Raw genomic sequence first — 11,174 nt, 5'->3', positions numbered from 1 at the left:
CGTCGTTAGTGGCAGGACTTCGCGGGGCGCGGATCGTGTGGATCGTCGGGATCCGGGTCACCGAACCAGCGCGAGGGCTCGTGTGAGCCGTACTCGTCGTGCCAGTCCCACCATTCATATGCGGGGGACTGCGGGTAGCCCTCCGGCGAGTCCTCCCATGTCTCCTGGCGGCCCAGCGCCGTCATGTCGAGGAAGGTCCAGGTGTTGTTGAACGCCTCGTCACCCCGGTTCTTGATGAAATAGGTGCGGTACACCCGATTCCCGTCGCGGATGAATGCGTTGGTGCCATGCCAGTCGTCGACATCGAAGTCGCGGTCGAAGGAACTGTCCGCGGCGATGGTGTACCAGGGGTGATGCCAGCCCATCCGTGCCTTGATGCGTTCCAGGTCCGCCTGCGATCCGCGCGAGGCGTAGATGAGTGTGGTGTCGCGGGCATTCAGATGGGCCAGATTGCCGATGTGGTCGGCCATCAGTGAGCAGCCGGTGCACCCATGTTCGGGCCAGTCGCCCGTGCCGGGGTCGATGAAGGCGCGGTAGACGATGAGCTGGCGGCGACCCTGAAACAGGTCGAGGAGGGTTACCGGGCCTTCTGGTCCCTCGAACCGGTAGGACGCGTCCACCTCAGTCCACGGCATGCGCCGGCGTTTGGCGGCCAGGGCGTCGCGGGCCCGGGTGAACGCCTTTTCCTCGATGAGCATCTGCTGGTGCGCGATTGCCCAATCCTGTGCCGACACGATCGGGGGAGTCCTCATGATGTTGCCCTCTCTATGGTCTCGGCGAGCTGTTTGATCCGCGCCAACCGTCGATCCCATGCCGCTCCCACCGCGGTGAGCTGCTCGGCGATGCGGGCGACTTGTTCGGCGTTGGCGCGATACTGCTTCTCCCGCCCGTTGGCGGTGGCGTGGACCAGGCCGGCCTTGTCGAGGACCGCGAGGTGTTTGGTCACGGCCTGGCGGGTGACCGGAAGGCGATCGCTCAACGTTGTGGCCGTGGCCATGCCGTCGGTCAAGATGAGGTCGAAGACCCGCCGGCGGGTCGGATCGCCGACCGCCGCCCACAGATCGTCGTCGATGACGGCTGTCGTCATGGCCGGCCCGCCAGCTCGCCCACGCAGGGAGCGAGGCGGGGCAGGTGCCGCGCCCAGCCCTCCTCGTGTGCCTCGTACTGCTCGATGACGTCGGCTTCGGTTCGGCCCTGGTCCCGAAAGCCGACCTCGGTCATGCGCACCTGGGTGCCGGTCCCCGCCGGTGTGAGGTCAAATGTCACCAGTAGCGAATTTCCAGCGTTCGCCACGTGCCCCTCGGGATAACACCAACGGAACGAGAACCGCCGCGGCGGATCGACGTCGACGAGCGTGAGCCCGAAGATCTGGACCTCGCCGGGTTCCTCGCCGCTGAAGGTGATCTCGCCCCGCGCCGCCGGGGTCGGGGCGAACTCTGCGTCGTCCGGCCACCATTGCTTCATATGTTCCGGGCGGCTGATGACGGAGAAGACCACCTCCGGCGCCGCGTCGATGTGAAGTTCTCGCTCGATGCGTTCGTATGACATGTCTCTCCCAACTCGCAACAATCGGTTGCGTTTTACTGTAGTGCCGCAAGGGGTGATATGCAACCATAAGTTGCAGGTGATTGGCCCGGTGGCGCGGTCCAGGGGTTTCGTTGTGTGGTGGGCGGCCCGACGGGGCCTGCCGGTAGGCTGAGGAAGCTGTTTTAAGAAGCCCGCGCGTGATTGTTCACGCTTGCCCGATGAGGGGTCCCTTGGCACTGTTCTTTGAGATCATTGGCTACGCGCTTCTGCTCTTCTGTTTGCTGCTGTTCGCGCGCATAGTGATCGAGACCATTCAGTCCATTAGCCGCGATTGGCACCCGCGAGGCGCCACTGTGGTGATTCTGGAGCTCATCTTTACCGTCACCGACCCTCCTGTGCGGTTATTGCGCCGCCTCATTCCGCCACTCTCGCTTGGCGCGGTGCGATTCGATCTGTCCATTACTTTGCTGCTTTTGGTCGGATTCTTTGGCATGCGGGTGGCGTTCCTGATGGCCGCTGGCTAAGCCTCCAGCGACGCTGAATTTCGGTATTCAACTCACATCGATCTGGATACGAATGCGCGTCATATCCAAAGCCTCAGAGTATTTTTATGCACGTCAGAGGGATACTTAACGCGCTCTGCTGCGACCGGCGGGTCGGATGTGACAGGATGGACGCCAGTTACAGTGACACGGCACGTTCGTTTTACACTGCAATACGATTCCAGACGTCGAGACTTGATAGGGGCAGGCAATGCCGCTTACACCAGCTGATGTACATAACGTCGCGTTCAGTAAGCCACCCATCGGTAAGCGCGGATACAACGAGGACGAGGTTGACGCCTTCCTCGACCTGGTGGAGAACGAGCTGGCCCGCCTGATCGAGGAGAACTCGGACCTGCGTCAGCGGGTTCAGGAGTTGGACCAGGAGTTGGTCGAGGCCCGCAAGGGTGGCGGCGCGGCTCCCGTCTACGAGGCCCCCAAGCCCGAGAAGAAGCCCGAGCCCGCTAAGCCCGAGCCCACACCGGCACCCGTCGTGGCGGCCGCCCCGGCTGCGGCGTCGACCGAGGAACACCATGTCCGCGCGGCCAAGATCCTGGGCCTGGCACAGGACACCGCGGACCGTCTGACCGGGAACGCCAAGTCCGAGTCGGAAAAGTTGTTGTCCGATGCTCGCGCAAATGCGGACCAGATCGTCAGCGAGGCTCGCGCCACCGCCGATAAGACGGTCACCGACGCACGGGCCAAAGCAGAGGCGCTACTCTCGGATGCCCAGACCCGTTCCGAGACCCAGCTGCGCCAGGCGCAGGAGAAGGCCGATGCCCTGCAATCCGATGCCGAGCGCAAGCACTCGGAGATCATGGGCACCATCAACCAGCAGCGCACGGTGCTGGAAGGGCGTCTGGAGCAGTTGCGTACATTCGAGCGCGAGTACCGCACCCGGCTCAAGACCTACCTGGAGTCTCAGCTCGAGGAGCTTGGCCAGCGCGGTTCCGCAGCGCCCGTCGATGCGGGTGCTTCGAATGAAAACGCATCCAAGGAAGCCGGTTTCGGCCAGTTCAACCGTGGGAACAACTACTGATTTAGATCGGTCTATGCTCGCGGCACGTATGAGGAGTGATTCGCGATGCTGATCGTCGCATTGGTGTTGGCCGCTGTCGGTCTGGCGGCCCTGGTGACAGCAGTGGTCACCAGTAATGAAGTTCTTGCCTTCGTGTGTATCGCCGCAGCCGCCATTGGCGTGGTGCTCATGATTGTCGACGCGATTCGGGACCGGCACGCCGGCGCGCTGGAATCCGATGAGGAGTCCGACCCGGACGCCGAGGGCGATGACGACGAGTCCGACGAGCAGGGGACCGACGAGTCCGGAACCGCCTCGGCCGATCAGGCCGGCGGTGACTCGGTAACCGATGTGGCAGAAGCAGATTCGACCAAGACATCGGTGATCCCGGCGGTACACGAGAGCACGGCCCCCGCCGCTGTCAGCCTCAAGGAGGCCGCCACCGCGGCCCACATCCATCCGTCTGCCGAAGAGACCTACGAGCAGTTCGATGTTGACGACGAGGACGAGGACGAGCCACACCGCTCGTGACGGGACCCTTGCCAATGTCGCGTAGAGCAGTCGTGAGCGTGGCGGTCGTCGTTGCGACACTTAGCCTGTCGGGATGCCACGCCACGGAACCGGCCGTAAGCGGCCACCCGGAAGCGGTGGCTGGCATTGTCCTGGTGACGGCCCAGACGACTGTCCCGCAGCCTCCGTCGTCCGGCACGCTCGGCGAGGAGCCGGACGGGGGCGCGTTGTCTGCTCCGGTCAGCCCATTCGACACCACTTCTCTCGCGGTCATCAGGCTGGACCCTCCGCTGCTCCGCGCGGTCCAGGACGCCGCCAATAGCGCGGCGGTCGACGGTGTGACACTTGTGATCACGTCGGGCTGGCGGTCACGGGCTTTCCAACAGCAGTTACTCGATGACGCGGTACAGACGTACGGAAGCCTGGCGGTGGCCCGGCAGTGGGTGGCCACTCCCGACGAATCGCATCATGTGCAGGGCAAGGCCGTCGACATCGGTCCCGCGTCGGCCTACGACTGGATGCTAAGGCACAGTGCGCAATTCGGTCTGTGTCAGGTCTTCGCCAACGAGAAGTGGCACTACGAACTCATCGCCGATGCCGAAGGGCAATGTCCACCGTTGCGTACCAACGCGGCGGGCTGACCAGACTCGCTTCTACCTCGGACCGGCTGCGGCCTTGGCGAGCTGACCTGAGATGGATTCCAGTGCCTGGGTGAGGCTTTGGAAGGGGATTTCGGGGTCGCGTTCGTGGTAGATCGCCGCGATGATGATCGGCAAAGTGACCGTCGCTTCAGGATATTTCGTGACATCGATGCGCCCTGTCGCGTCCTCCACGGGAGTGCCCTGGTCGTAGAGACGGTTCGCTTGCTCGTGTAAGTCCGACCAGAACGCGATGCCGCGATCGATGGCCGCGTCGATCTCGGCGCCGACCAGCACTGGGCCATGACCGGGCACAACGGTTTTGGCGCCAAAGGTACGGATGCGCTCCAACGCGGCGATCCAGTGAGGGACCGAACCCGACCAGACGACCTTCACGATGGCATGGGTCAGCAAGTCGCCGGAGAAAAGCACCTTGTGTTCGGGGAGGAAGGTGATCGCGTCTCCGACGGTGTGGGCCGGACCGAGCTCATGCAACTCGAGGTCGAGCTTGCCCACGCGAAGCGCCCTCTCGCCCGAGAACGTGGTGTCCGCGGGCCGGACGCGCACCTCATCGAAATGGAAAGGCTTGGCCAGTGGGGCCAACACGTGCATAGGCGATGACGGGTCGGTGCTGCCGCCCAGGAGCTCGGCGGTCAGGTCGGCGTGCTCCTGCACCATGAGCGCACTGGCGGCTTCCGTGGCGATGATCTCGACGTCGTTGGCGAATACCTGATTACCGAAGAAGTGGTCGCCGTCGGTATGCGTGTTGAAGACATAGCGCACCGGGGCAGTCGCCGTGTGCTGCCCGAACGCATCGCGCATCTCCTGCGCGTGCCGCACATCGTAAAGGGTGTCCACGACCAGTGATTCGCCATCGCTGACCACCAGACCCGCGTTGGCCAGCCCGAAGCCCTCGTCGCCGGAGAGGAAAACGTGTGCGCCACCGCCGAGTTGGACGAGTCCCTTGTGGAACGCAGAATCCTGTGTCATGTCAGTTCTGCCCCTCTTCTGAACGCAATGTGTTCGTAGCGGTGGTGAGGATGTCCTGCGTCGCGCCCTCACCATCGGCGGTGATGCCCAGCGTCTTGAGGAAGAGTGCTGTCATCACGTAATGCCCAGTGAGCAGCACGATTTCGGCGACTTCGTTGTCTGAGTAGAACTTCTGGACAGCGTCGGTAACCGCGGGTGGGCCGGTGATCCCGGCAAGCAGTTCGTCGACGAAACCGATGAGCGCGGCGAGGCGCTCATCGCCGAAGGAGTCCACTCCGGACACCACCGCGTCGATCACCTCGGCTGGCACTCCGACTCGCTGTGCCTCCGGAGCATGGTGGTGTATCTCGTACTGCGCGCGCGTGACCGCACCGACCCGCAAGATGACCAATTCTCTGGTCTCGGCGGACAACTCGCCGTCTCTAAAGGAGAGGCCCAAGGTGAGGTAGGGCTTGGCGCTGTTCCTCGTCATCACCAGGCCCCGGGTCAGATTGGCGGGGAACAGCTCGAATGCTTCTCGTTGTGTGGGGCTCAAATCGGCCACCGTCGGCAGAACGACGCTCATGGATTTCCTCTCCTTGGGCACTCCTGGCGGCAAGGGTCTGTTATAAGAAACGGACCGTATCTTGTGTGCTCTGATCGTATCACGGCGTAAGATACGCGACGTGTCTACTGGAGGCGTGAAGGAGAGCGCGGAAGCGTCGCGGGCGGACGGCGGGACACGGCGGCGCGACGAAACACTGATGTCGGCAATCCGCGACGCGACGTACGCGGAGCTGAAGGAGCACGGCTACTCCGGGGTTACTTTTGAGGGTGTGGCCCGTCGGGCCAAGACCAGCAAGCCGGTGCTGTACCGCCGTTACCGATCCCGCGCGCACATGGTCGCCGACGCACTGCCGACGCTGCGATACCCACCCGCGCGGCTCGCATCGGCCACCTCCCTGCGTGAAGACGTGCTGGCACTGTTGGGGGCCTTGCTCCGGGAGCTGCAGCTCATCGGGGTCGCCAACTACCGCTGCCTCTTGGCCGAGGCCGACGACGAATTGGCCGGCGACATGACGACGGCAATCGCCGGATGGGTCGACCAAACGGTGCTGCAGGCCTTGGCCGAGGCGCGCGAGCGCGGTGAGATCGGTCCCGAGGACATTCCGCTGCCTGTGGCGACGAGCATCCTTGCGCTCATGCGCCATGAGCTGTTCTTCACCCGCAAGCAGTTTGACGGCGACAAGCTCGCGGAGCTGTTCGACACCGTCTATCTGCCGTTGATCAATCTGACGTCGCGCGGCGGCTAAAAGCGGCTTCGCTCGTCTCAGTCGTGTGTGTCCGAGGGGGGACTTGAACCCCCACGCCCGTTAATAGGGCACTAGCACCTCAAGCTAGCGCGTCTGCCATTCCGCCACTCGGACCTCTTGCTCCAGTTTGGGCACGTAGGCGGAATTTCCGCGCTGTGCTCAAACCAAGTGCGGGCACTATGGCCCGTGGTTGCCGTCATAGGCTAGCGGAAACCCTGCACAAGGCCCAAACCGGTTGCCCGCGCCCGGTGTGCGGCGTCCGTCGATGGTAGGAAAGGTAGTTGTGACTTCTGAGAATCCGGCGCCCGAGGACGAGGTCGTCGAACTGGTCAGCACGCTGATCCGTTTCGACACCTCCAACACCGGAGAGCTGGAAACCACCAAGGGCGAGGCCGAATGTGCCCGCTGGATCCAGCAGCAGCTGGAAGAGGTCGGATACACCTGTGAGTACGTCGAGGCGGGCGCACCTGGCCGCGGAAACCTGTTCGCGCGTCTGGCCGGGGCCGACAGGGGGCGTGGTGCCCTGCTCGTGCACGGCCATCTGGACGTCGTTCCCGCAGAGGCCGCCGACTGGAGCGTGCACCCCTTCTCGGGGGCGGTGACCGACGGCTATGTGTGGGGCCGCGGCGCGGTCGACATGAAGGACATGGTCGGGATGATGGTCGCGATCGCCCGGTGGTTCAAACAATCCGGGACGGTACCCCCGCGCGATCTGGTCTGGGCATTTGTCTCGGACGAGGAGAACGGTGGCAAGTGGGGCTCTCAGTGGCTCGTAGACAACCGTCCCGACCTGTTCGAGGGTGTCATCGAGGCCATCGGCGAGGTGGGCGGTTTCTCGCTCACCGTGCCGCGCAAGGAAGGTGGGGAGCGGCGTCTGTACCTGCTGGAGACGGCGGAGAAGGGCATCGCGTGGATGAAGTTGACCGCCAAGGCGCGGGCCGGCCACGGCTCCATGGTGCATGAGGACAACGCCGTCACGGCGGTCGCCGAAGCCGTCGCCAAACTGGGCCGGCATCGGTTCCCCTTGGTGCTGACCGAAGCGGTGACTCAGTTCCTTGCCGCGGTCGCCGAGGAGACCGGCTACGACTTCGACCCGGACTCACCGGATCTGGAGGGCACCGTCGCCAAGTTGGGATCGATTGGCAAGATTGTCGGCGCGACCCTGCGCGATACCGCGAACCCCACGATGCTCAAGGCCGGGTACAAGGCCAATGTCATACCGGCGACCGCTGAGGCCGTGATCGACTGCCGGGTGCTGCCCGGACGGCTGGAGGCCTTCGAGCGTGAGGTCGACGAAATCATCGGGCCCGATGTCGAACGCGAATGGGTGCAGTTACTCCCCGCCTACGAGACAACGTTCGACGGCGACCTGGTCGATGCGATGAATGCCGCGGTGCTGGAATTCGATCCCGATGCCCGCACCGTGCCGTACATGCTGTCCGGCGGAACTGATGCAAAGGCGTTCGCCCGGTTAGGTATTCGGTGCTTTGGTTTCGCACCCTTGAAGCTGCCGCCCGAGCTCGACTTCGCCGCACTGTTCCATGGCGTGGACGAGCGCGTGCCCGTCGACGCATTGACGTTCGGTACCAAGGTTCTTCAGCACTTCCTGCTTAACCACTGATCACACCCGACTGAAAGGACGCCCACATGGCCTCTCCCTACGACTCCCTGCCGCAGTTGCCGACCTTCACCCTGACATCTGCCAGCGTCACCGATGGACAGCCGCTCGGCATCGAGCAGGTAAGCGGAATCATGGGTGCTGGGGGACAGGACGTCTCGCCCGAGCTGAGCTGGTCCGGATTCCCCGAGGAAACGCAGAGCTTCGCCGTCACGGTGTATGACCCCGATGCGCCCACCGCGTCGGGCTTTTGGCACTGGGCGGTGGCGAACCTGCCCGCCACTACGACGCAGCTCCCCGCTGGCGTGGGCAACGGAAGCGACTTGCCGGGGGATGCGATCACGTTGGCCAATGACGCGAGCCTCAAGCGGTACATCGGGGCGGCACCGCCCGCCGGTCACGGACCGCACCGGTATTACATCGCCGTGCACGCCGTGAGCGTGCCGAAGCTGGAGCTGCCGGAGAGCGCTACCCCGGCGTATCTGGGCTTCAACTTGTTTGGGCATGCGATCGCCCGCGCTGTCATTCACGGCACCTACGAGCAGCACTAGCTGCCTCGGAATGGGCTAGGAGGCGGAGCCAACCGCCTCTTGCAGGCTGCCGAACCCGCCGTCACGCAGGTGTTGGGCGATACCGTCATGAATCCGCTTGGCGTAGAAGCCACCCCGGTAGATGAACCCGGTATAGCCCTGCAGCAGTGAGGCCCCGGCGGTGATCCGCGCCCAGGCGTCGTCGGCATCCTCGATGCCGCCGACGCTGATGAGCACCAGGCGGTCACCCACTCGCCGATGTAGCCGTCGCAGCACCTCGAGTGATCGGGTGGCCACCGGCGGACCGGAGATGCCCCCGGCGCCCAGGTCTTCGACATCGGGCGTCTTCAAGCCGGCGCGGCTGATGGTGGTGTTGGTGGCAACGATCCCGGCGAGGCCCAGTTCCGCTGCCAGATCTGCGATCTCGTCGATATCGGCATCGGAGAGATCCGGGGCGATCTTCACCAGCACCGGTGTGGTGGTCTCTTCGAGAACCGCGGAGAGGATCTTGCGCAACTCGCCGATGGCTTGGAGATCGCGTAGCCCAGGGGTGTTGGGGGAGCTCACATTCACCACCAGGAAATCGGCGGCCGGCCCCACCAAGCGTGCGCTCACCCGGTAGTCGGAGGACGCGAACGCGGCCTCGACGATCTTCGACTTGCCGATGTTGGCGCCGATGGGCACCGTGGACTTTCGTGTCGCCAACCGGGGCGCAAGGGCTGCCGCACCGTGGTTGTTGAAACCCATCCGGTTGAGCAGGCCGCGGTCGGCAGAGAGCCGGAACAGTCGGGGCTTCGGGTTGCCGGGCTGCGCGATGGCGGTCACCGTGCCCACCTCGGCGTAGCCGAACCCCAGCGGGCCCCACACCTTGAGGCCCTCGCCGTCCTTGTCGAATCCGGCGGCCAAGCCCAGCGGGGCGGGGAAGCGCACCCCGAACACCTCGCTGGCCAGGAGGGGGTCGGCCGGGGCGCACAGCCGATTCAACAGCCAGCGCGTGGGCGCGAAGGCTGCCGCGGCGCGCAGGGAAGCGAAGACCAGGCTGTGCGCCCGTTCGGGTGGCACCACAAAAAACAGCCGCAACAGGATGGCGTACAGCATCAGATCACCGGGACGGTAAACGGCCCGCCAGCCAGGTTTCCGCGGAGTTTCTTGCGGCGCAACAGGACTCGACGGCTTCCGTCGGTGTAGACGCGGACCCGGGTGAGCTCCCAGCCGCCGAACTCGGCCTGAATCGAGAGCCGAAGCGATGCCGTGATCCTGGTGATTTCCGGAGGCAGCCGCAACGGGTAGTAGTCGTACTCGTCATCGGGTTCGCTCTCCCAACCCGCTGGAAAGCTACTGCGTGCGGCGCGGCTCACCCGATACTCCTGATGTCGATCGCCTGTATTCCGTCGCCGACGCCGGATGCCACAAACAACGTGGATCCGTCGCTGACCAGTGAATTAGGTTGCCGCACAGTCGCGAATCGGGCCCTTTCCTCGGGGATGCCGGTAGACAAATCGTAGCCAATAACCGTGTTGGACGCCGTCTGCGACACCCAGGTGAGCTTGGTCGAGTACGCCAGTCCATACGGAGCGGCGGGAACCGGGTAGCGCTGGCGCAGGATGAGCGAGTCGGCCAAGCCGAACACCAGCAGGGCGCCGCCGCGGGTGTCGGCCACCAGCAGGCGTCCCTTATCGTCGGCGAGCATCGTGGTCGCCCCCTCGCCGGCTCGAAGGGCATGCGCGGTGCCATCGCCGGCCTCGGTCAGGGTGGTCACGGAGCTCTGCGCGCGGTCCAGAACGGCGACGGTGTTGCCTTGGTATGCAAGGGAATCGATGTGGGCGAAACCGCTTGCGTGGGCGGCAATCTGGTTCTGGGCGTCGAGCGTGAAGACGGTGCCGTCGGTGTTTCCGAGCACGACACGGCCGTCTGGGCGGCGGGTGATGGCTGAAAACTCGGCGTTTTCGTGGCCCGAGATATCGACCTTGTTCGCGCGCCCCGAGGTGATGTCGACCGTGAAGTAGCCGCCCGTGGTGGACAGGTACACCCTGCCGTGGTCGTCGCCGACGGCAGCGGTCGCCGGGGAGGAGAGCGTGACGGTGTGACGTGGCGCGTCGAGATTGTCCCGCGTGAACAACGTCACTGTTCGGCCGTCATTGGTCAGAACTGACACTGTGTTGCTCGAGGTGTCGAACAACACGGCGCTGGACTGGCCGGCGAACCGGTGCACCGTTCCCGCCGGTGCTGCCGTCACCGGGGGCGACTGTGCTGCGGAAGCCGGCGTGATGACGGCGGGGGCGGCGGGGCTGCCGGTATCACTGCCCGTTGAGCAGCCCGATACGGCGCCCGAGACCACCGCGATGACGGCTGCTAGTGCGGTGATAGTGCCTCTTATACCGCGCACATCGCGGCCCGGTAAAGGATTCATCGCATCCATCATCGCAATCGACCTGGGATTGCCGAGCAGGAGATGACTTTCTCGGCGCGTTCGGTGCTAGCAGTCGGTAGCTGGGGGCTATCGTGAGAG

At 64.5% G+C, this 11,174-nt stretch carries 15 protein-coding genes and 1 tRNA gene; 7 read left to right on the top strand and 9 right to left on the bottom strand.

All coding sequences use genetic code 11. The features are described from left to right. Positions 1–5: 5 nt before the first annotated feature. From B4400_RS17485 to B4400_RS17475, 3 genes are read right to left on the bottom strand one after another with little or no spacing between them, the layout of a single operon-like run. Positions 6–752, bottom strand: a complete 747-nt coding sequence (locus B4400_RS17485; protein WP_078311797.1) for a DUF899 domain-containing protein — start codon at positions 750–752, stop codon at positions 6–8. Then, on the bottom strand, positions 749–1,087 hold the full coding sequence (locus B4400_RS17480; RefSeq protein ID WP_078311796.1) for an ArsR/SmtB family transcription factor: 339 nt from the start codon (positions 1,085–1,087) through the stop codon (positions 749–751). Before B4400_RS17480 ends, B4400_RS17485 begins: the two co-directional genes overlap by 4 nt. Further along, a complete protein-coding gene (locus tag B4400_RS17475) occupies positions 1,084–1,548 on the bottom strand; it encodes an SRPBCC family protein (protein WP_078311795.1) in 465 nt (154 codons plus the stop codon). The genes B4400_RS17480 and B4400_RS17475 overlap by 4 nt, the downstream gene beginning before the upstream one ends. Positions 1,549–1,757: 209 nt before the next feature. Between B4400_RS17475 and B4400_RS17470 the strand changes: the two genes are divergently transcribed. The 4 genes from B4400_RS17470 to B4400_RS17455 all read left to right on the top strand — a co-directional run bounded on the left by B4400_RS17470 (position 1,758) and on the right by B4400_RS17455 (position 4,238). Then, positions 1,758–2,051: a YggT family protein gene (locus tag B4400_RS17470; RefSeq protein WP_030095510.1), complete on the top strand. Its 294-nt coding sequence runs from the start codon at positions 1,758–1,760 to the stop codon at positions 2,049–2,051. A 229-nt stretch (positions 2,052–2,280) separates the two neighbouring features. Then, on the top strand, positions 2,281–3,108 hold the full coding sequence (wag31, locus tag B4400_RS17465) for a DivIVA-like cell division protein Wag31 (RefSeq protein WP_078311794.1): 828 nt from the start codon (positions 2,281–2,283) through the stop codon (positions 3,106–3,108). 45 nt (positions 3,109–3,153) lie between these two features. After that, positions 3,154–3,618, top strand: a complete 465-nt coding sequence (locus tag B4400_RS17460; RefSeq protein WP_078311793.1) for a hypothetical protein — start codon at positions 3,154–3,156, stop codon at positions 3,616–3,618. A gap of 14 nt (positions 3,619–3,632) precedes the next feature. Next, positions 3,633–4,238 carry a M15 family metallopeptidase gene (locus B4400_RS17455; RefSeq protein ID WP_078311792.1) on the top strand — a complete coding sequence of 202 codons (606 nt, stop codon included), beginning with the start codon at positions 3,633–3,635 and terminating at the stop codon, positions 4,236–4,238. 12 nt (positions 4,239–4,250) lie between these two features. Here B4400_RS17455 and B4400_RS17450 read toward each other — a convergent pair whose 3' ends face one another. Beyond that, positions 4,251–5,225 (bottom strand): MBL fold metallo-hydrolase, encoded by a 975-nt coding sequence (locus B4400_RS17450; protein ID WP_078311791.1) that lies wholly within the window; start codon positions 5,223–5,225, stop codon positions 4,251–4,253. 1 nt (position 5,226) lies between these two features. After that, a complete protein-coding gene (locus B4400_RS17445; RefSeq protein ID WP_078311790.1) occupies positions 5,227–5,790 on the bottom strand; it encodes a carboxymuconolactone decarboxylase family protein in 564 nt (187 codons plus the stop codon). 178 nt (positions 5,791–5,968) lie between these two features. Here B4400_RS17445 and B4400_RS17440 point away from each other — a divergent pair, with 178 nt between their 5' ends. Further along, entirely contained in the window at positions 5,969–6,517 is a 549-nt protein-coding gene (locus B4400_RS17440) for a TetR/AcrR family transcriptional regulator (protein ID WP_078311849.1), read from the top strand. A 28-nt stretch (positions 6,518–6,545) separates the two neighbouring features. Here the strand turns inward: B4400_RS17440 and B4400_RS17435 are convergent. Then, positions 6,546–6,631 (bottom strand) — tRNA-Leu (locus B4400_RS17435). A 151-nt stretch (positions 6,632–6,782) separates the two neighbouring features. On the opposite strand from B4400_RS17435, the gene B4400_RS17430 reads away from it, so the two are divergent. Both B4400_RS17430 and B4400_RS17425 read left to right on the top strand, forming a co-directional pair. Beyond that, complete coding sequence (locus B4400_RS17430) at positions 6,783–8,138, top strand: M20/M25/M40 family metallo-hydrolase (protein ID WP_078311789.1); 1,356 nt, start codon at positions 6,783–6,785, stop codon at positions 8,136–8,138. 26 nt (positions 8,139–8,164) lie between these two features. Beyond that, positions 8,165–8,686, top strand: coding sequence for a YbhB/YbcL family Raf kinase inhibitor-like protein (locus B4400_RS17425; protein WP_078311788.1), 522 nt, complete (start codon positions 8,165–8,167; stop codon positions 8,684–8,686). A gap of 15 nt (positions 8,687–8,701) precedes the next feature. On the opposite strand, the gene B4400_RS17420 is transcribed toward B4400_RS17425, so the two are convergent. The 3 genes from B4400_RS17420 to B4400_RS17410 are packed head-to-tail and all read right to left on the bottom strand — an operon-like array spanning position 8,702 to position 11,087. Next, on the bottom strand, positions 8,702–9,763 hold the full coding sequence (locus B4400_RS17420) for a quinone-dependent dihydroorotate dehydrogenase (protein WP_078311787.1): 1,062 nt from the start codon (positions 9,761–9,763) through the stop codon (positions 8,702–8,704). Beyond that, positions 9,763–10,023 (bottom strand): DUF5703 family protein, encoded by a 261-nt coding sequence (locus tag B4400_RS17415; protein ID WP_078311786.1) that lies wholly within the window; start codon positions 10,021–10,023, stop codon positions 9,763–9,765. Before B4400_RS17415 ends, B4400_RS17420 begins: the two co-directional genes overlap by 1 nt. Then, a complete protein-coding gene (locus B4400_RS17410) occupies positions 10,020–11,087 on the bottom strand; it encodes a hypothetical protein (protein ID WP_078311785.1) in 1,068 nt (355 codons plus the stop codon). Before B4400_RS17410 ends, B4400_RS17415 begins: the two co-directional genes overlap by 4 nt. Positions 11,088–11,174 lie beyond the last annotated feature (87 nt).

Origin of the sequence: Mycobacterium sp. D16Q13, from assembly GCF_002013375.1 — a bacterium.
Lineage (GTDB): Bacteria > Actinomycetota > Actinomycetes > Mycobacteriales > Mycobacteriaceae > Mycobacterium.
Note: the sequence above shows the minus strand (reverse complement) of the source record. Positions and strands in the feature narration are given on the sequence as shown.